The sequence below is a fragment of the Congregibacter brevis genome, from assembly GCF_045689245.1.
Classification (GTDB): Bacteria; Pseudomonadota; Gammaproteobacteria; order Pseudomonadales; family Halieaceae; genus Congregibacter; species Congregibacter brevis.
The window spans coordinates 731,341-749,703 of the sequence record NZ_CP136865.1; the positions used below are offsets into that span (position 1 = coordinate 731,341).

An 18,363-nucleotide genomic window follows, 5' to 3' on the forward strand; every position below is an offset into this window, starting at 1 on the left:
TTCTAGCAGGCCTCGGCCGGGGGGTTTATCTGCGTTTTTTCGTCATCCTGTCGGACACTAATAATTGAGAGTAGTTGCATGAAAAGATTGATTCAGTGGCTTGTCGTCGTTTTGTTTATCGCCTTGCTTTTTGGGGTTTGGACCGCCAGAAGCGCAATGCGGGTCGCGGTGGGTTACAGCGCTAAACAGGTTTGTTCAGCTGTGTTTGTGTCCGGCCTCCCGGAAGAGTTCGTACTGGATCGCGACGTGCTCCCGAATATGGCGATCTTGGGCCCTCTTCTGGGGTCTTTGAATGTACATACAGACAGGGCTGCTGGTGTGGTTTCGGCGTCACTTTTGGGTGTTAGCGCGCAAGCGGTGCACTTAAGCGGAAGAGGGTGCAGTTTGAATGCTACGGGACCGGTTGTTGCGCAGCTTACGTTGGTTAAGGAGGGCCCAGAAAGCCCTGGAGTGCCCGCGGAATTGAGCCAAGCAGTCGAGGCTGCGTTTGCAGAGCCCAGTCCTGCGACGGGCTCCAGAAATACTCTGGCACTGCTCGTGGCCACCAACGGTGAGCTGCGTTTAGAGCAGTACGTCTCGCCTGTTACGCAGCAGACGCGCTTACAGGGCTGGTCTATGAACAAAAGCCTCATGTCGACCTGGGTAGGTATCCAGACGCAGAAGGGCGAGTTGGACTCGGCACAGACCTTGAACGTACTTTTGGCAGATGACCCTGAAGCTCCCGAGCTAGACCCGGGGCTTACGCTTCTGCATCTGTTACAAATGGAGAGTGGTTTGGATTTCGTCGAAGTCTACGGCCCCGGTAGTGACGTGACCAAGATGCTGTATACCGCGCCGGCCATGTGGCAGGTGCCTGCGGGCAAGGGTCAGGCTTATGCTCCGGGTCAGCACTTCTCCTACTCCAGCGGTGACACCGCTTTTGCCAGCTACCTTTGGCAGCGGAGCCTCGATGAACCTTACGAAGATTGGATCGCACGCGAGTTTACTGCGCCTCTCGGAGTTGACTCACTGGTAGCAGAAGCCGACGCCAGTGGGGTACAAGTGGGATCGAGTTATGCGTACCTCACGGCCCGGGATTGGCTACTGGCCGGACAGCTCTGGCTCGACGCCTGGCACGGGCGGTCGACGCTACTCTCCCAAGAGTGGCTTCGCGACTCCGTGTCGGCCAGGCCTTCGGATCCTCAGGGCCAGTACGGTCGCGGTTTTTGGCTGAACACCGATGGAGTCGCCTTTGAAGGACTGCCCGACAATCTCTTTTATGCAGGTGGCCACGCGGGGCAGTTTGTCGTCGTCATTCCTGAATGGGAGATGGTTGTTGTGCGACTCGGACTTACAGAGTCTGGTGTGAGCACGGGTGTACATGACTTTCTGATCGCGCTGGCAGGTCTCAGGGCTTCGGGGATCGCGTCAGAGTGAAGCTCTCCGAGATTTACCGCTACCCCATAAAGTCTGCGCGCGGCCACGCTGTGGATTCGGCGATGGTGGATCGCTTTGGGCTGGTCGGTGATCGCCGGTGGATGCTCATCGACGGCGAAGGACAGTTTTACAGCCAGCGCCGAGCGTCCTCGATGGCATTGCTCGATGTGACTCCTGTGAACAACGGGCTTCGACTTGGCTACGCCGGTGACAGCATGAAGGTCAGTACCCCCGACAACTCTCACGAGGTCGAGGCAACGGTCTGGGGCCACACTATGCTTGCGTTTTGTGCCGAGAGCTCGGCTAACAGTTGGCTGAGTGAATGTTTGGGTGAAGACCTGCGGCTGGTGTTTTGCCCCGAAGGCGCAGAGAGAAAAGTCGATGGCGCTTATTTGCCGGACAGCGTGCGCGAACAGCATGTGGCTTTTTCTGACGGGTTCCCCCTGTTGATAGTTTCCCAGGCATCGCTTGATGACTTGAACTCTCGTCTACCAGAGCCCGTAGCTATGGATCGCTTTCGTCCTAACCTGGTTATTGAGGGAACTGGAGCCTACGCTGAAGATCAGTGGCGAAGCCTGCGAATAGGCACCACAATGCTGGAAGTGGTAAAGCCTTGCTCGCGTTGTGCTATCCCCTCCATCAACCAGCAAACCGCTGAGAAAGACTCCGCGATCAACCGTGTCCTTGCCAGTTACCGGCGCAGAGATGGAGTCATTTACTTTGGTATGAACGCGATTGTTAGCGCGGGTGATGGGTTCACTGTAGGTGATGCGGTAATCGTGCTGGATTAACCACAAAAATTGCCGAAGAACGATCGCCCTTATTTCCACGCAGAGGCTGGTACACTGCGCGCGATTTTTTTATCAACACAAAAATACGCGAAACTATCGAGGCATCGCTATGTACATACTTACTCGTCTTTTTAGTCGATTTTTGGCAGCCAGCAGCACTTTGCTATGCGCCCTTTCACTTTCGGTTACTGCGAACGCTGTCGACCGCATTGAGCTGCGAGACGGCTCCGTGGTGATGGGAACGGTTAAGGATGCCGATGCGGGCACCGTGACGATCGACACGGCTTTTGCCGGCACGCTGTCAATTGATCAATCGGCCATCGTTGGAATGACCGTTGAATCAGGTCTGGTGCTACAGATGGACGATGGGAGTGTGCTGGAAACGCCACGCCTCGAAGTAGCGGACGAGCAATTGGCACTGTCTGAGCAAACCAATCGAAGTTATGCACTTGAGCAACTGACTCGCATCAATCCAGAGCCTTGGGAATTGGGGGATGGCTATAACTTTGGAGGCCTGGCAAGTTTTGGCTTTGAGAGTCAACGCGGTAACACAGATACCGATGAGCTCAACTATCGTTTTGAGACGCGCTGGGAAAGCCTTGTTGATCGTTTTCGTGTTGAAGCCTACGGTGAGGTCAACGAGGCCAACGGGATCAAGAACGCAGAAAACTGGACGGCCCGAGGTCGCTATGATCGCAACCAAACTGGCAACTGGTATTGGGGTGGCGGCGTGTCGGCAGAGCAGGATCTGTTCGCGGACTTAGACCTTAGAACATCGATTGGACCTTATCTCGGCCGAAGATTCTTTACCGAACCGGTATTCGAACTCGAAGCTGAAACGGGTCTTGCATACATCTCAGAAGATTTTATCAGTGCTGACGACCGGGAATATCTTGGTAGCACCTGGGACATCCACATTGGCAGTAACTATCTTGGTGGTGACTCTCGCCTCTACATAGACCACAAGGGTATCTGGAACCTGGATGAAGTTTCGAACATCGTTCTTAACACAACCTTAGGGCTATCCTTTCCATTGCTGCTAGGTATTGAGGCGGCCGCCGAGTTTGTTTATGACGTTAACACTGGTGCAGTAGACGGCACCGAAGAGGTTGATCAGACCTACCGCCTTCGTATCGGATACACCTGGTAAACCATCTCTATAGTCTTGCGCGGCGCACGGCCGCAGCAAGGCTATCCAGAACCGGTAAGGTCTCATTAAGAGACAGACAGGCGTCGGTAATACTTTGTCCGTAACGAAGAGACTCCTTCGCGCCAATAGGCTGATTGCCGGCCACTAAGTGGCTCTCCAGCATCACACCACGCAAGGCAGTCTGTCCTTGCTCAATCTGGTCGCAGATATCTGCGGCGACAACAGTTTGACGCTGAGGGTCTTTCTCACTGTTCCCGTGGCTGCAGTCCACAATAAGGCCTGGTTCTAAACCAGCGGTGGTCATGGCCGTTGCTGCATCTCGTACCGCTGCTGCGCCGTAATTGGGTCCACTGCTTTTACCGCCACGAAGGATAAGGTAGCTATGGGGGTTCCCGCTGGATTGAAGAATCGCAGGCGTACCTTCGCGTGTTAGGGACGGAAACCAGTGACTGTGATTGGCGCTGCGGATGGCATCAATGGCCACGCCGATATCGCCGTTGGTGGCGTTTTTAAAGCCCACGGGCATCGATAGGCCTGAGGCGAGTTCCCGATGGATTTGGCTTTCGACGGTGCGTGCACCTATCGCAGCAAAGCTTACAAAGTCCGCGTAGTACTGACCGAAAGTCGTGTCCAAAAATTCGCTCGCCGCGGGTAGACCGAGGTTGGCAATGTCCTGCAGAACGTTTCTTGCAAGGCGCAGACCCTTGTTAATGTGAAAGCTGCCGTCAAGATCGGGATCGTTGATTAAGCCTTTCCAGCCTACGACCGTGCGCGGTTTTTCAAAATACACCCGAAGCACGGGAAGGATCGCGTCGTTGAGATCAATGCAGTGAGATTTGAGTGCGCTCGCGAACTCGAGTAGCGCCGCGGGATCATGTACCGAGCAAGGGCCGACGATCACCAGTAAACGGGGGTCTTTTCCCGCCAACACATCTTCGATCTGCCCCCGCGCTTCACTGACGGTAGCGGCCTGCTCCACGGACAAAGGCTGCTCGTCAGCGAGCACCCAGGGCGTTATCAACGGTTGGGCCTGTTGGATGCGCGTATCGTAAATGCGTTGAGTCATGGTTGAGACCGTGGTGTTTCGAGCCGCGCATTTTGCGCTGCACAGGCGGGTGTAACAACCCCGTTTTAAGTATCGGCGGTGGCGGCGCGTTCTCTGAGCATACGTTGAAGATCAGCAACCCGTGCTCTGCTGATCGTAATTCTTGTCGAAAAGAGCAGCGCCAGAAACATACCTGGGAGCGACCCCAAGCCAAACGCAATCACAAGACCATCAAGAATGGAGTCATCCAGCGTCCCGGGCAGCATGCCCGCCTCAAGTCCGATGATATCCAGTGCAAGACCGCCGTAGAGCGGCCCGAAGACCGTTGCAAACTTCTGAGAAAAATTGCTTGCGGCAAAGAAGCCCGCTTCCTGTCTCAGACCATGCTCCCACTCATGTTCATCGGTAATGTCCGCAATGATTGACTGCGTTTGAATGCCTCTCATTAAAAAGCAGTACATGAAGATCAGCATAAACACGAAGTTCAGGCCGAATAGCAGTGGGTTATTGTCTGCCGGCAGAATGTTCAGCATCCTCAGCGGATAAAGCCACAGGCAGTTAAGTATGAGGCCGATGGTTGCGTACTGAAGTAGTTGATACTTTTCCAGACGACGGCCCAAAGGTTGGAGGCTCAGCATAACGAACAGCACAGCCAGCAAACTTGGGACGGACAGGATTATCGAAATCTGCCGAGCGTCAAACTCCCAATAGTAGGTCCAAACCAGCATGTTTAGTGCGGAAATAGCGCCGTAGCTCGCCATCAAGGTCACTTCGAAACCGATAAGGTAGCGAAAGCTGCGATTGCCAAGAGTACGAAGGAGGTCTTGGGTGAGGGTATTGCCGACTTTGCGCGGCGGGGGTAAGGGCTGGGTGTCTGAGGGCGACGCGTAACGACGGGTGCCAAAGGTGGTGACGCTGGCGAATAGCCAACAGACCGCGCAGGAAAACGCACCGTAGACGGGATAATTGCTTTGCAGAAAGCGGCCGTCCTGCCCATCACTGGACTGGAAAATCAACGTGAGTGCCACCGCAGGCATGAGCACGCCAAAAAGGAACATGTAGGCGAGTCGCGCGCCAAGTATCTGACTGCGGCCGTGATAGTCGCTGGTGATCTCAGCAGAAAGAGCCAGGTGCGGGATTGAAAACGTGGTGACAAAGGTACGAACCCACAAGGACCAGAACAATAGCCACGCCGCCAATAGCGGGTCGGAACCTATTAGCGCGCTTGGGGGAGCAAACAAACCAATAAACCCAAGGCCTAGCGGAATAATGCTCCACGCCATAAACGGGTGGCGTCGCCCCCGGGGACTTCTCAATCGATCGGAGAGCGTACCTACCAGCGGATCCGAGATCGCGTCCCAAATAAGGCTTAAAGCAATGATCAGGCCGGTGACCGTGCCATTAAGCCCAAGCACCTGCGTGTAGAAAAGCAGAATGAACATGGTGTACGCGGCTTCTTTTACCGCATACACGGCACCGCCCGCGCCATAGATAAGACGAATGCTTAGCGGGGGCATGCTTGCGCTGTGGTCATGCTCGGGGTCAGTATCTCGCTGCATAGGATCTTAAGTATCACCCATCCTCAAGGCGCGTGTCTGCGTATGCATGAGAACCCACGTGAAGAGGATTTAGCACCCAATGCCCGAAGGACCGGAAATACGCCGCGCTGCCGACCGTATCGCTCACGTACTGGTTGATGAGCCTATCGAAGAGGTGCTGTTTGCGTTTCCCGATTTGCAGCGATTCACCCCCGTGCTAAGCGGGCAACGGGTACTCGAAGTCGAAACGAGGGGCAAGGCATTGCTGACGCATTTTGATAACGACTATGCAATCTACTCGCACAATCAGCTCTATGGTGTTTGGAAAATTGCCAAGCGGGGGAAAATGCCCGCTACAAACCGCTCCCTTCGCCTTGCTCTACATACTTCGCGACACAGTGCTTTGCTATATAGCGCATCTGATATCAGTGTGTGGCCCAGGGATGAGCTGGGTATGCACACTTTTCTCGCCACTCTTGGGCCTGACTTATTATCCGCCCGATTGGAGTGGCAGGACGTAAGTGAGCGCCTTCAGTCACCGCGTTTTGCAGGGAGGTCCCTGGCGGCTCTCTATCTTGACCAGCACTTTCTCGCCGGTAGCGGTAATTATCTGCGATCGGAAATACTGTTTTGTGCGGGGCTTCATCCCAAGCGTCGTCCTAAAGACCTTAGTCGCGGTGAGCGAGGTTTACTCGCACGAGAAACCTTGAAGCTGCCTAAACGTAGTTATGAAACCGCTGGTATCACCTTGCCTCCACGACTGGCCGCGACCTTGAAAAAGAAGGTTAAAGGTTTCGAGCGGCGGCGCTTCTTCGTTTTTGGACGGGATGGGCGAGCTTGCTATCAGTGCGGCGATAAAATACGCCGAGACAGCATCGGTAGTCGACGCATTTACTGGTGTCCCACCTGTCAGCCCGAATCATGACACCGGGGCTCAAAGATCTCTGGTTTCTGCCGCTAGGAGGTTGCGGAGAGATCGGCATGAATTTAAATCTTTATGGGCACGATGGTGCCTGGCTGATGGTTGATTGCGGTATCACCTTCGAACGAGATTCCACGAGGATACGACCCAGGGTGCAAACACCGGACCCTCAATTCATTGCTGAGCGTAAGGACGCTTTGGCAGGCATCGTACTTACCCATGCTCACGAAGATCACATCGGTGCAATTCCGCTGCTGTGGGAACGGTTTCCTGTGCCCGTGTACACCACGCCGTTCACGGCTGAAGTTCTTCGTCGCAAAGCAGCGGGACGTGGGGGCAAGATTCCCAGCCCGATCATTGAGTGCATTCCGGGAGAAGAGCAGACTATTGGGCCTTTTAGTGTTCGATGGCTCCCCATCACTCATTCGACACCGGATACCTGCGCGCTGCATATTCGCTGCACTGCGGGCAGCCTCCTCCATACCGCCGACTGGAAAATCGACGAGACGCCTCAAGTGGGCCCGGGCTTTAGTGCTGATTGGTTTACCGCTGCAGGCGCGAGTGAGCTTGATGCGGTGGTTTGCGATTCGACCAATGCCATCGTTCCGGGACACTCCATCAGCGAATCTATCGTACGGGACGGTCTGCTAAAAGCTGTAGCTGCTTGCGAGGGGCGCGTAGTGGTGGCCTGTTTTGCCAGCAACATCGCGCGAATACATAGTCTCATTGATGTGGCCTTAAACACCGGGCGCTATCTCGGGCTCCTGGGACGTTCCTTGCAAACAATGCATTCTGCGGCTTTGAGTGTTGGACTCCTGGAGCGCTCTAAACGTCTTATAGAAACCGGGCACCTGGGGTATCTTCCGCGAGAGGAGGTACTCATCGTAGCAACGGGGAGTCAGGGTGAGCATGGTGCTGCTCTTCAGCGCTTGGCAGCAGGAAGCCATCACGAACTGGAGCTAGAGCCAGGAGACACTGTGATCTTAAGTTCTCGTGTAATCCCCGGTAATGAAGAGTCAGTTGAGCGACTGCTAAAGCGCTTTCGCGATCAGGGGATCAGCGTCATTGACGGAGATAGCGCCCTACAGCCAGTTCACGCATCGGGCCATCCTTGTCAGGAAGAGTTAGCGTCAATGTACCAATGGTCCCGTCCGCGTCTTGCGGTGCCTGTACACGGCGAGCAGCGGCACATGAAAGCGAATGCCAAGATCGCCCGAGAAAACGGCGCGCAAATGGCCTTAACCGGCGAAAACGGCGATCTCTTCTATCTCGCGCCCGAGCCTGGACTTCGACGTAAAGTCGCGGTGGTGGGTCGATTAGAGCAGGACGAAGATGGCCGTCTCTCGGCTGTACCTCCTCCTTGAGTGAATTCTGCAGGGGCGCTCGCCGAGATGAATAACCTGAAGTTCAGATTTTATCCGAGGGATTTTTTCCCGCGAGAATGCGGTCATAGCGAGAACGCAGGTGATCGTGCTCTTCAAGGTTTGCCAGTGCATCGAGATGACCCTTAGCTGCGGGATCGCTCGAAGGACGACTTCCATCATCGCGTTTTGTTTCGTTGCGATCTGCCACTCGCGCTGCACGCGCTTTTCCGTCATTACTCGATTGCACACTGCTTCGAAACTGCAGCAATACAAAAATAAGAGAGCCGTAGACAATGACGATCTTCGCAATCAAGGCATAGATCAGCGTGCCCGGATGTTGTTGCGCGAGATAAATTCTCACGTCGTCATAGATCAGTGAGCTGACGAAGGCGAAGAGCAGCACCGCCGCAGATCGAGCGAGTTTGCTGCGATGCTTGCCCAGGAAGTACAGCAGTGACGAGTATTTTAAGATCCTAAAGATGGACATGGTTTCTAAATACCGATGTTTATGCCCAGGAGTAAAGCGACGACTCCGAAGCCTTTCCAGCCCAGCCCGGACCAGATCTCCTTTTCTTTTTCGGCGACCAGATACTCAAGGTCCTGGTCTTCGTAATCAGCTTCGCTACGGCCGGCGTGAATAATATCCTGCCGAACCTTGGCCACAGCGGCTTCCCGTAGTCGTTTGCGCAGGGCTTTGGGCATGCGGGACTTTGATCCGCTTTCAGCCTCTGTCATTGGGTGAACTCCATCTCTCGGATTAGTAACAGCATACTCCAAAGGATAGTACCGGGCTTGCGGGCGATACAACCGAGGCTGTGCAATACAGGCGCTGCCTGCGGTGGCGCGAGTGTTTGCTGCGATTAACCGCACTGCGCAACGTGTCTTCTGATTTCTCTGCTCAAAAAATGAGCGTTACAAAACGAATTTTTCTACCTACACTGGAGTTGGGGTAACGTAATAACAACAAAGGTACCGCGTATGTTAGAGAAAGAATTAGCTCAAGCGACCAAAATGGCGGAGCAGGCGAGTAAGCGTGTAGAACGGCTTCGCCAGCGGCTGCTGAAGGAGACAGAGCGAGCTCATAGCTCTGCAAAGCGAGAACTCGCATCCGTGAAAAAGAAACACAAGGTTGCGAATGAACGCCTGAAGAAAGCGCGGGCGTCGCTACGGAAAAAAGGTAATAGCGCAGACAAAGCACGTGTTGATGCCCTCCTAAAGCAGGTTCAGGAGCTGAGCGACACCGTAAGCCAAATTGCCAAAGCGGCTTATGATTACGCGGAGAAGCTGGTGCCGATGCGTGCAGATCTCGCCCTTGAAGCTCGTAAGGCGCAGGCCGCGAACCAAGCGGCAGAGATGGTAGAAAAGGCTGCTGCTCGTCGAGCCAAAGCGAAAGCAAAGACAAAAGCGAAAACCAAAACAAAAGCCAAGAGGAAGGCTCCCCGTAAAGCAGCTGCCAAGAAAGCAGCGGCAAAACGTGCGCCGGCCAAGAGAAAGGCGCCTGCTAAAAAGAAGGCAGCTGCAAAGAAGAAAGCAGTGGCCAAGAAAACCCCGGTAGGGAAAGCCGCAGTAAAGAAGAAGGCACCGGCCAAGAAAAAAGCAGTGGCTAGAAAGAAAGCACCTGCGAAAAAGAAAGCAGCAGCCCGCAAAAAGGCAGCCTAAGGCCGAGTAGCCACCGCTGGGTTATCGGCGGTGGCTAGTGTTCCTTTATCGCACGCTCTGCACGCGGATCAGTGCGCCCTGCTCTGAGTCCGTCAACAAGTAGATCTCATCGCCAAACACTCTAACGTCGCGGATTCGGGTTTCAAGTTCCGAAAAGAGCGCGTCCTCTTTAACGACTTTGCCGTCCCGAAGCTCAAGACGACGAACCTCCTGATCGACCAAAGCACCAACGAATAGGCTGTTACGCCAGGTGGGAAAGCTGCCGCCCCCGTACCACGCCATTCCCGACGGAGCGATGCTTGGAACCCAGGTCCATACGGGATCTTCAAAGCCTGGCGCAGCTTTAAAGGGGGAGACATAGGCCCCGCTGTAATCCACGCCGTGAGTGACTGCGGGCCAGCCGTAGTTGTTCCCACCCTCAAGTCGATTGATTTCATCGCCACCGCGAGGCCCGTGCTCATGGAGATAAATTGTTCCGGAGCTGGCATCGAAAGCCAAACCTTGGGGGTTGCGGTGTCCTAGAGTCCAGATGCGCTGAGGTTCACCCTCAGCATCAAGCAATCCAGCGGGACTGCCGTCATCATAGATGCGCAGCACTTTTCCCAGTTCACTGTCCTGCGACTGCGCTTCTTCTCGATGCTCAAAACCATCACCGGTAGTAACTAATAAAGTTTGATCTTCAAGAAACATCATTTTCGCGCCGTAGTGCTGCGGTGTGGTCTTGTCTTGCGCTACGCGGAGAATACGCTTTCCATTGAGAATCTTTCCGCCTCTGAACTCGGCACGAAAGATCGCTGTGCCGTTAGCGGCCTCCTGGCCTTCAGCATAACTAAGGTAGATCAGACTGTTTTCGGCGAACTCGGGGTGCAAGAGAACATCGAAGTAGCCCCCCTGGCCTGCGAATAAGGTTTCGGGTGTTCCTTCCAGCACATGACGCTCTCCGGAGTCTTCCAGATGGATTAAACGCCCCTCACGCTCAGTGATCAGGAAACCGCCTTCGGGTAGCTTTGCCACGGACCAGGGCCATTGCAGTTCGTCGGCAACCGTAACGAGCCGATATTCTTCTGCTTGTACAAGCTGTCCGGTGGTGGCCAGCAAGGAGATTATTAGCGCAGCGAACCACAACCTATGTGGTGGTGTCTGCGTGGCTGACACGGCATCATGGCGTATCGACAGTGAAGCGAGAACTGGAATGTTACGCGCGGTCATAGTGTTTTTTCCTGCGGTGCTTGGCGCTTATATTTTGGGCAGTATTTTCGCCACTCAAACCATACTGGCTGAGCTTCAAGCCATGTCTATCCCTGTCACCATGCGCGATCGTCTGCACGCGAGTTGGCATGATCTTCTTGGACTGACCACAAGCTATCTACCGCTGATGTTACTCGCTTTTCTCGTGGCGATGCCTGTCGCTGCCGGTCTAAGTCGATACCTGCCTAAAGCCCGGGTTTTCCTTTATGTTCTTGCGGGGGCCATAGCGATTCTTGCCCTGCATCTGATCATGAAAGCCGTAATAGGGCTCAACGGCATTGCGGCCGTTCGCGAGCCCCTGGGTTTAGCCTTGCAATGCCTTGCGGGCTGCTTTGGTGGTTATCTCTTCTACGTGTTTACGGGTCGAGCACATCGCTGATACCGGCAGCTCGTCGCGCCTCAACGCGCTTGAGCTCCTGTTTTGCGACCATGCGGTAGGTTAGGTAGTAGCGGAAGATGTTGGATACGTATTGCACGGTTTCCCGTCCAATATCCTCGGCCGCGACCAGCTCGACGTTATCGAACCAGACATTGGGATCGTAGCCCTTATCGGCAGCCTTAGCGCGCATACGAATCATGCGAGCAGGGCCGGCGTTGTAGGCGCCTAAAGCAAGAAGCGCTTGATTCTGGGGAGTGATTTCGGGATCGGAAAAGTAGCGGTCTCGCAGATAGTCCATGTATTTGATGCCTGCATGGATGTTCGGCTCAACCTCGTGAATGTCAGGAATACCCACGCTCTTGTCCGACGCCGTCGCGGGCAACAATTGCATCACGCCCACTGCTCCCGCGTGACTGCGTACGCTCTGATCGAGGCGTGATTCCTGATAGCCCTGCGCCGCGGCGAAGAGGTACTCGATACCATACTGTTCCCCGTACTTTTGAAACAGATGCTGTAGCTCGTTGAAGCGGCGGTAGTCTTCATCGCTTAGGGCATTTGCCGCCCAGTCAAAATCCCGAATATAGCGATTGATCAGGATGTTGCCGTGTAGCGTTCCGGCACGATTCTTTTTGAGGAAAGCGTCTACTGAAGCTTTCAGGAGCGGACTGTCCTTACGCATGGCCCAGGCTGTGCGGCCGCCCTCGCGAAAAATGAGGTCATCGCGGGCGACAAGATCATTAAATACCCCATCCCACAGTTGTAGCTTGTATTCGTCAACAATCGCCCAAGGGAGAAGGCCGGCGTTGACCATTTCGATTAGGTCGTCGTCTTCCAAAGAGCCAGGCATCGTTTCGATCTCTACGGGCGCAGAGCCTGCCTGAGCTAGACGCTCGTTCAGTGCTTCAACGCTTTCGCGGTAGCTACTGCTCTCCCGAAGGTAGACGGTTTTTCCTGACAGGTCCTCAAGCTTATCTATTTGTTCTGCGCTCGGGCCGGTGACGAGGATTTCATTGAGAGGCTTACTGGCGGGGATACTGAAATCCACGATGCCTTCGCGCTCGGGAGTGATAGTGAGGCCTGCAGATATCACGTCGCCTCGGCCATCGAGCAAGGCGGGAATGAGTTGGTCTCTGGCAACCGGGATGACTATGGTGAAGACTCGAATGTGCTTTTTCTCGAGATCCTGATTGAGGTGATTCTCAAAACTTGTTGCCATCTCGGCAATGATGCCGCGCCCTTGACCGTCTTCTAAATGGAATCGACCGGGGCCGTACACCGTGAGAATACGAACTATTCGGCGTTCTTTTAGCTCGTCGAGGTCACCGGTCCAGCGACGCATTCCCGGAACGTCGGGTTCGTCAGTGGAATTTGGCGCTTCAATGGCGGTGACAGGGTCGCTTTCAAGGGGACTTGCCGGTTCGGCTGCCGTTGTATCGGTGGCGGGGACCGTGGACTCTTCTTGAACCGGAGCAGCTTGAGGAGCGGCATCTTCTACGGATTCGCTGTCTCCGCAGGCACAAAGGAGTCCAACGGCGAGTAACAGGATACCCAGCTTTTTGTATTCAAAGGCAATCATGGTGGAGTGGCTTCTCGTCGTAATGATGTAGGTAGGGATATAGATAAGGGTGTAGAAGCGCCTATTGTGCCATCACTTTGTGCGGTGGCGCTTGCTACACCGGGGAGCGCTACGAGATATTCAATAGCGAAGTCTATGTCATCGCGATTGCGATCGAAGTTAATAGTCAACGGTTGATCAATGGTCAGATAGGCGCCACAGGCCTCTCCTGCATCGCAGATCGTTAAATCGTTGTCCAAATCAGTACCGGCAAAAAGTTGATACATGCCCGCAGGCGTGTCGTCAGGGAACGTAAAATCAAAATTGTCGCTCCCCGTTTGTATTGTCGTCTGGGCGACCACCGAGTCCGTCGCAGGATCGAATAGCAGCAAGTACACAATGCCCAGCTCTGCATCCGTGGCGTCGGTTACTGACAGAAGAATGCGGACGGAGAGTTCGTTGGCGCTGGAACTTGCCCTGAGACTTCCTTCATAGATACCCGGGGTTAGGCCCTCTCGACTGACCTCAATGGCGTAGCGCCCCAAGCCCTCGCTATCCACACTGATGGCACTTACCTGAATCCACGGGTCACTAGTCTCAAGTTGCACATTCGTCAGATCTCCGCCGCCGCTATTACGCAGTACCAGTTCCAAGCGGGTTCTCTGGGAACTGAAATTCAGGGCACTGCTGGAGGCTCCCAGTCGGGGCTCGCTTCCAGAGCTACTTCCTGCCTCTGTGAGAGCAGCTTCGATGGCTTTTCTCGCGTTAATGATTCCGTAGCCGTAAAGATTGTCTCGACCCTCGATTCCGATGTCATCGCTGAGCGCGCCCTCCTCAAGCAGCCGATCTATGTCGTCGGCGTTTAAGTCCGGGTTGACGCTTTTCATCAACGCCAGCACACCAGCGACGTGGGGGGAAGCCATCGATGTGCCACTTAAAAATGTATAGGCAAACTCGCCATCTGAACCGCCGGTACTCAGAACACCGTCGGGGTAACCATCGCCATTAAAGTCCTGACTGCCATCTCCTCCCGGCGCGGCGAGATCTATGGCACTACCGGTATTGGAGTAGTTGGTTATCTGTTGCTGAGTGTCTACGGCGCTAACCGAAATGACGTTGTCATAGCTCGCCGGGTAACTGAGGCTTGTGCTGCTCTCGTTGCCGGCAGCGGCAACCACGATGATGCCCCGAGCGCGAAGCTCATCGTACAAACTCTGTGTACTTGCTGAGAATCCGCCGCCGCCCAGACTCAAGTTAATGATCTGTGCGGGTTGATCGGGGAGGGTGCCCGAATCGTTTTCGAGCCCGGCGGCAAAGCGAACCGCCTGGTTGACGTCATAACCGGTGCCACCGCTGGCCGCTAGAGCACGGAGAGGCATGACTCGGGCGCCGAAGGCGACGCCGACCCCGCCGATGCTGTTGTTGCCGCTAGCTGCGATGGTGCCGGTGACGTGCGTTCCATGAAAATTAACTGCCGCAGGATCGCCGCCGCCGATGGTTTCTTCGGGGTTGGAGTCTATACCGTCTCCGTCCGCGGCTTCGCTCGCATCGCGAATGAAGTCATACCCTGGTACCAGCTGCCCGGCGAGGTCCGGATGTCCTGACAGAACACCCGTGTCTATGACGGCAACGATAACGCTGGGATCACCGACAGTCGTTTCCCAGGCTCCGGGAACGCTGATAAGCGGGTAGTGCCACTGGATAGGGTAGGCCTCGTCGTTCACAGTGGCCGTAGGTCTAACCCAGTAGTTAGGCTCGGCGCTGGCTACACCGGGAGATCTTGCCAAGCGTTTAATGCTGATAAGTGTGCTCCAGCGTTTCGCTAGATCCTGCTCGGCAAACTGTGCGCGACGAAAAGACTGGGCACCGAGTCGGCGAACGATGAGCTGCCTGTCCTGACCTGCGTTTTCCAAGGTCATGAGACGAGCTCTCTGCGGTCCGCCGCCTAGCTGACGCATTCTGTAATCTTGCGAAAAAGACGTGGCGGTGCTCGCGCTGGTGGCTGGCGTTACCGGAGATTCGGAATAGGACACAATCATCTGTCCTGGAATCACATCTTCATAGTGGGATCGATTCACGGGTACAAGGCTCGAACCAATGGCCAGAGTGTAGTTGGTCGCTCCTGCGAAGATCGACACGTTAACCAGATAGCTGCCACTTTGATCGATGACGATGGTTTCGCTTGGTCCCGTTTCAATGGAAAAGTCGAGAAGCTCGCCCGCCGTCGAGTAGAGATAAAGATCCGCATCAGCATCCTGATACTCCGCGACCAGAAGGTTTATGCTTTGCCCGGACAGGAGTTCAACCAGGAAGTAGTCTTCACGATCGCCAGCGATTTGCGATCGACCTTCCGCGCCGGCTCCCGGCTCATTGACGTAGCCTCCCAGAGTTGTCGGGTTGGCGATGGACTGTGGCTGACCCGGATCATCATTGTTTCTCAGGGGGTTGAAGGGGTCGTTGGTATCTCCATCCAGACTTTGGCTGGCCGATGGAAGGATACTACCGCTGATAGATACCCGTTCCGCAACCAAAGCGGCAAGCACTGTGATGATGACCGTGTCACTGGCTGATGCGCCATCGTTGTCAGTGACCGTAAGTGTGAAAACTAGCTCTCGGTCTTCCCCGAGGCTGGGTGCCGTAAATGTGGCTTGGGACTGATCTGCTCCCGATAGTTCAACGGTGGGCCCTTCACTCTGAGACCACTGGAAAGTGGCGATACTTCCGTCGCTATCGGTGCTTTCGTCACCACTGAGTACAACGCTCGCCTCGGCATCAACGCTTTGAATCTCGCCGGCTTCTGCGACAGGCGGCGCGTTGACGGGTGCGGGAGGCGTCGGTGTGCTACTTGAGCCGCCCCCACCACCCCCGCCGCAGGCAGCAAGGAGCAGGCTTAGCGCAGCTGCTGCCAGCGTTTTGGAACTGCACTGAACTTGATACATAGGAGTTGTGTTTAGGGGCGCAACAGAATTTTACCCATATGAACGCCGGATTCCATGTATTCCAATGCAGCTTGGGCCTCTTCGAGGGGAAACTCTTTGTCGATCACAGCTTTGATCGACCCGTCATCCAAGTGGGTGAGGAGTTGCTCGCGAATCTCCCGGACCATTTGAGCTTTCTGGACTTCGGACTGCGCACGGAGTGTGGAGCCGGTCATAGTGAGGCGTTTGATCAACATAGGTAGGAAATTAACTTCCGCGCTGAAGCCTCTCAGAAACGCAATGTTAACGATGCGCCCTTCAGGCGCCGCCACTTCAAAATTACGACCGATATAGTCGCCACCCACCATATCCAGAATCACCGAGATTTGGCCTTTGAGTCCCAAGGCATCAAGGCCCTCTGCGAAGTCTTCCTCTTTGTAGTTGAAGGCCTTTATCGCGCCAAGAGCCTCCACCCTCCGACACTTCTCTTTGCTGCCCGCGGTACTGTAGACATTGGCACCCATAGCTTTGCAAATGCCGACGCCGAGAGTGCCGATACCGCTGGCACCACCGTGAATGAGTACGTTCTCGCCTGCTCTTAGGCCCGCCCGCTGGAACAGATTATGCCAGACAGTGAGCAGCGCCTCCGGTAACGCAGCTGCCTCGTTCAGATCGAAGGCTTTTGGTACGGTGAGCGTTTGGCCCTGGGGGGCGATTGCATGACTGGCATAGCCGCCACCGTGAGTCAGGGCGCACACTCGATCTCCCAGCTCAAAGTCAGTCACCGCCTCGCCACAGGCGACTACTCTGCCTGATACTTCCAGACCAATGATCGGTGATGCATCGGGTGGAGGCGGGTACAGACCTTTCCATTGCAGTAGATCTGCACGATTCACACCCGCTGCCGCGACTTCGATAAGGACCTCTTCAGCGCCAGGTACCGGAGGCCTGTCTTCCTGCACTGAGAGACTACGGTCGGCCTCGTCGATGTGGACATATCGGCGCGTTAAAACTGTCATGGACGGTATTCCTTTTACTGTTGTTAGTAGTGGAAGCGTGAGTAAATCCCAACATCGCACTGGCTGTCGAAAAGGGCAAGCCCAACGCTCTCGCTGTCAGCGTGCGGAGTTGCTACTCTTTGCTTCCTCGCTTCTTTGAAACTTCGGACACTAGCTCACGCATGAATAAAATTAAAAACAAGTTCCTCTTCATTTTAGCCAAGATCCTCACCGCGTCGTCGCCGGGAGCTACTTACCTTGCCTTTGCGGGGGCCGGCAGCTCTGCGCAGCTGTGCGCCCATATTCGGCGCTCAGGTTTTAAAAGAGTGCTGGTGGTGACAGATACAATCCTGCGTGACTTAGGGATCGTTGATAAGGCCCTCGAAGGTTTTAAGGGATCAGAGGTCGACATTGCGTTTTACGATGGTGTGCAGCCCGACCCGACCTTTGATCAAGTGGCGGCAGGTCTCGCTGTTCTAAAGGAACACGACAGTGATGTGGTTCTGGCAATAGGCGGGGGATCATCGATTGATTGCGCCAAGCTGGTAGCGGCCCGCGCGACGAGCGATGAAGACCCCCGTGACTGGGTAGGTTTCGCCAAAGTAAAGCATGACGTGATGCCTCTGTTTGCGATTCCCACGACGGCGGGTACGGGCTCTGAGGCGACCATGGGTGCCGTGATTTCTGATTCGGTTACTCACGAGAAGGGTGTGATCTCTGGCGCTGGCTTGGGTATGGGAGCGACGGCTCTGGATCCGGACCTGCAGATGGGTATGCCCCCGGCTATTACCGCCGCCACGGGTATGGACGCTTTAACCCACGCTGTTGAAGCCTATATCTGTCGCTGGGATCGAGGCACTCGCAAGGAAAACGCCGAGCGAGCGATCCGCATTGTTTTCGATAACCTGAAGCGCGCCTATGATCACGGAGATGACGCTGAGGCCCGAGAGTCGATGGCGCTTGCTTCTTACTACGCGGGTATCGCGATTAATCAGGTCAACGTGGGCACGGTGCACGCCATCGCTCATCAGCTGGGTGGCAAATACCAGATTCCTCACGGCCTCGCGAACGCTATGGTGCTTCCCCATGTGCTTGACTACTGCGTTGCCGAGGCTGAGAGCGCTTTAGCCGAGCTTGCTCAACTTATTGGTGTCGCCGCACAAGGTCAGAGCACAAGGGATCAGGCGCAAGCGTTTATCGATGCCGTTGTTCAGCTGAGAGATGCGGTAGGAATCCCCGCTACATCCGAAAAAATCAAAGCAGAAGACTTCGATTACCTGGTGGACTTGGCGGTGGCTGAGGGGACCGGGTACTTTGCACCGAAGCTGCTGGACGACGCAGGCGCCCGGGTCATTCTGGGCAAAATCAGCGCCTGAGTAT

At 55.1% G+C, this 18,363-nt stretch carries 16 protein-coding genes; 8 read left to right on the forward strand and 8 right to left on the reverse strand.

The window, feature by feature from the left end; translation table 11 throughout:
* The first annotated feature begins 78 nt into the window (after positions 1-78).
* The 3 genes from R0137_RS03300 to R0137_RS03310 all read left to right on the forward strand — a co-directional run bounded on the left by R0137_RS03300 (position 79) and on the right by R0137_RS03310 (position 3,357).
* Entirely contained in the window at positions 79-1,416 is a 1,338-nt protein-coding gene (locus R0137_RS03300; protein ID WP_407328508.1) for a serine hydrolase domain-containing protein, read from the forward strand.
* A complete protein-coding gene (locus tag R0137_RS03305; RefSeq protein ID WP_407328510.1) occupies positions 1,413-2,207 on the forward strand; it encodes an MOSC domain-containing protein in 795 nt (264 codons plus the stop codon). Before R0137_RS03300 ends, R0137_RS03305 begins: the two co-directional genes overlap by 4 nt.
* Positions 2,208-2,316: 109 nt before the next feature.
* A complete protein-coding gene (locus R0137_RS03310) occupies positions 2,317-3,357 on the forward strand; it encodes a YdiY family protein (RefSeq protein WP_407328511.1) in 1,041 nt (346 codons plus the stop codon).
* A 7-nt stretch (positions 3,358-3,364) separates the two neighbouring features.
* Here the strand turns inward: R0137_RS03310 and R0137_RS03315 are convergent, their stop codons facing one another.
* Both R0137_RS03315 and R0137_RS03320 read right to left on the reverse strand, forming a co-directional pair.
* Positions 3,365-4,423 (reverse strand): 3-deoxy-7-phosphoheptulonate synthase, encoded by a 1,059-nt coding sequence (locus tag R0137_RS03315; protein ID WP_407328513.1) that lies wholly within the window; start codon positions 4,421-4,423, stop codon positions 3,365-3,367.
* Between the two features lie 65 nt (positions 4,424-4,488).
* Complete coding sequence (locus R0137_RS03320; RefSeq protein ID WP_407328514.1) at positions 4,489-5,961, reverse strand: MFS transporter; 1,473 nt, start codon at positions 5,959-5,961, stop codon at positions 4,489-4,491.
* Between the two features lie 79 nt (positions 5,962-6,040).
* Here R0137_RS03320 and nei point away from each other — a divergent pair, with 79 nt between their 5' ends.
* Entirely contained in the window at positions 6,041-6,865 is an 825-nt protein-coding gene (gene nei, locus R0137_RS03325; RefSeq protein WP_407328516.1) for an endonuclease VIII, read from the forward strand.
* 56 nt (positions 6,866-6,921) lie between these two features.
* On the forward strand, positions 6,922-8,226 hold the full coding sequence (locus tag R0137_RS03330) for a ribonuclease J (protein WP_407328518.1): 1,305 nt from the start codon (positions 6,922-6,924) through the stop codon (positions 8,224-8,226).
* A gap of 43 nt (positions 8,227-8,269) precedes the next feature.
* Here the strand turns inward: R0137_RS03330 and R0137_RS03335 are convergent, their stop codons facing one another.
* Together R0137_RS03335 and R0137_RS03340 are read right to left on the reverse strand one after the other, a co-directional pair.
* The gene (locus tag R0137_RS03335; protein ID WP_407328520.1) at positions 8,270-8,713 is read right to left on the reverse strand and encodes a hypothetical protein; all 444 of its coding nucleotides are present in this window, start codon (positions 8,711-8,713) and stop codon (positions 8,270-8,272) included.
* A gap of 5 nt (positions 8,714-8,718) precedes the next feature.
* On the reverse strand, positions 8,719-8,961 hold the full coding sequence (locus tag R0137_RS03340; protein WP_407328521.1) for a hypothetical protein: 243 nt from the start codon (positions 8,959-8,961) through the stop codon (positions 8,719-8,721).
* 243 nt (positions 8,962-9,204) lie between these two features.
* Here R0137_RS03340 and R0137_RS03345 point away from each other — a divergent pair, with 243 nt between their 5' ends.
* Positions 9,205-9,885: a hypothetical protein gene (locus R0137_RS03345; RefSeq protein ID WP_407328523.1), complete on the forward strand. Its 681-nt coding sequence runs from the start codon at positions 9,205-9,207 to the stop codon at positions 9,883-9,885.
* Between the two features lie 45 nt (positions 9,886-9,930).
* On the opposite strand, the gene R0137_RS03350 is transcribed toward R0137_RS03345, so the two are convergent.
* Complete coding sequence (locus R0137_RS03350; protein ID WP_407328525.1) at positions 9,931-11,094, reverse strand: PQQ-dependent sugar dehydrogenase; 1,164 nt, start codon at positions 11,092-11,094, stop codon at positions 9,931-9,933.
* Between R0137_RS03350 and R0137_RS03355 the strand changes: the two genes are divergently transcribed.
* Positions 11,078-11,512: a hypothetical protein gene (locus R0137_RS03355; protein WP_407328527.1), complete on the forward strand. Its 435-nt coding sequence runs from the start codon at positions 11,078-11,080 to the stop codon at positions 11,510-11,512. The genes R0137_RS03350 and R0137_RS03355 overlap by 17 nt on opposite strands.
* On the opposite strand, the gene R0137_RS03360 is transcribed toward R0137_RS03355, so the two are convergent.
* Genes R0137_RS03360 through R0137_RS03370 form a run of 3 tightly spaced genes read right to left on the reverse strand, consistent with a single transcriptional unit; the run spans position 11,490 to position 17,004 of the window.
* Entirely contained in the window at positions 11,490-13,088 is a 1,599-nt protein-coding gene (locus R0137_RS03360) for a transglycosylase SLT domain-containing protein (RefSeq protein WP_407328529.1), read from the reverse strand. The two genes, R0137_RS03355 and R0137_RS03360, sit on opposite strands and share 23 nt — an antisense overlap.
* The gene (locus R0137_RS03365; RefSeq protein WP_407328530.1) at positions 13,085-16,006 is read right to left on the reverse strand and encodes a S8 family serine peptidase; all 2,922 of its coding nucleotides are present in this window, start codon (positions 16,004-16,006) and stop codon (positions 13,085-13,087) included. The genes R0137_RS03360 and R0137_RS03365 overlap by 4 nt, the downstream gene beginning before the upstream one ends.
* Before the next feature lie 11 nt (positions 16,007-16,017).
* On the reverse strand, positions 16,018-17,004 hold the full coding sequence (locus tag R0137_RS03370; protein WP_407328531.1) for an NAD(P)H-quinone oxidoreductase: 987 nt from the start codon (positions 17,002-17,004) through the stop codon (positions 16,018-16,020).
* 161 nt (positions 17,005-17,165) lie between these two features.
* On the opposite strand from R0137_RS03370, the gene R0137_RS03375 reads away from it, so the two are divergent.
* Positions 17,166-18,359, forward strand: a complete 1,194-nt coding sequence (locus R0137_RS03375; protein WP_407328533.1) for an iron-containing alcohol dehydrogenase — start codon at positions 17,166-17,168, stop codon at positions 18,357-18,359.
* Positions 18,360-18,363 lie beyond the last annotated feature (4 nt).

Bases quoted from the DNA above. Each gene is read 5' to 3' on its own strand.
- R0137_RS03300 (WP_407328508.1), top strand. From the start codon at position 79: ATGAAAAGATTGATTCAGTGGCTTGTCGTCGTTTTGTTTATCGCCTTG.
- R0137_RS03310 (WP_407328511.1), top strand. From the start codon at position 2,317: ATGTACATACTTACTCGTCTTTTTAGTCGATTTTTGGCAGCCAGCAGC.
- R0137_RS03315 (WP_407328513.1), bottom strand. From the start codon at position 4,423: ATGACTCAACGCATTTACGATACGCGCATCCAACAGGCCCAACCGTTG.
- R0137_RS03320 (WP_407328514.1), bottom strand. From the start codon at position 5,961: ATGCAGCGAGATACTGACCCCGAGCATGACCACAGCGCAAGCATGCCC.
- nei (WP_407328516.1), top strand. From the start codon at position 6,041: ATGCCCGAAGGACCGGAAATACGCCGCGCTGCCGACCGTATCGCTCAC.
- R0137_RS03330 (WP_407328518.1), top strand. From the start codon at position 6,922: ATGAATTTAAATCTTTATGGGCACGATGGTGCCTGGCTGATGGTTGAT.
- R0137_RS03335 (WP_407328520.1), bottom strand. From the start codon at position 8,713: ATGTCCATCTTTAGGATCTTAAAATACTCGTCACTGCTGTACTTCCTG.
- R0137_RS03340 (WP_407328521.1), bottom strand. From the start codon at position 8,961: ATGACAGAGGCTGAAAGCGGATCAAAGTCCCGCATGCCCAAAGCCCTG.
- R0137_RS03345 (WP_407328523.1), top strand. From the start codon at position 9,205: ATGTTAGAGAAAGAATTAGCTCAAGCGACCAAAATGGCGGAGCAGGCG.
- R0137_RS03355 (WP_407328527.1), top strand. From the start codon at position 11,078: ATGTTACGCGCGGTCATAGTGTTTTTTCCTGCGGTGCTTGGCGCTTAT.
- R0137_RS03350 (WP_407328525.1), bottom strand. From the start codon at position 11,094: ATGACCGCGCGTAACATTCCAGTTCTCGCTTCACTGTCGATACGCCAT.
- R0137_RS03360 (WP_407328529.1), bottom strand. From the start codon at position 13,088: ATGATTGCCTTTGAATACAAAAAGCTGGGTATCCTGTTACTCGCCGTT.
- R0137_RS03365 (WP_407328530.1), bottom strand. From the start codon at position 16,006: ATGTATCAAGTTCAGTGCAGTTCCAAAACGCTGGCAGCAGCTGCGCTA.
- R0137_RS03370 (WP_407328531.1), bottom strand. From the start codon at position 17,004: ATGACAGTTTTAACGCGCCGATATGTCCACATCGACGAGGCCGACCGT.
- R0137_RS03375 (WP_407328533.1), top strand. From the start codon at position 17,166: ATGAATAAAATTAAAAACAAGTTCCTCTTCATTTTAGCCAAGATCCTC.